Source organism: Anoxybacillus sp. LAT27, assembly GCF_022030075.1.
GTDB lineage: Bacteria > Bacillota > Bacilli > Bacillales > Anoxybacillaceae > Anoxybacillus > Anoxybacillus kestanbolensis.
The window spans coordinates 1-225 of the sequence record NZ_JAIWYK010000390.1 but is presented as its reverse complement, the minus strand read 5'-3'; the positions used below and the strand labels follow the sequence as shown (position 1 = coordinate 225).

The 225-nt window shown below is 46.7% G+C and carries 1 protein-coding gene; it reads left to right on the top strand.

Going from position 1 to position 225, the window contains the following annotated elements; translation table 11 throughout:
• Positions 1 to 42 precede the first annotated feature (42 nt).
• A partial coding sequence (locus LD028_RS09905; protein WP_237811718.1) for a ribose-phosphate pyrophosphokinase-like domain-containing protein occupies positions 43 to 225 on the top strand: 183 nt, incomplete at its 3' end.

The following is a 225-nucleotide window of genomic DNA, read 5'->3' as shown; positions in this document are numbered from 1 at the left end:
GATCGCCTGCCAGGCAAGAAAAAATCTTAGTGGAGGTCTATCATGTCTGACTGTCAGCATCAATTAAAATTGTTCGCTCTGAACTCGAACATGAAGTTGGCGAAGGAAATTGCGGAAGTCATGGGAATCGAGCTCGGCAAATGTTCCGTTTCCCGTTTCAGCGACGGGGAAATTCAAATCAACATTGAAGAAAGTATCCGCGGCGACGCTGTGTTCGTCATCCAA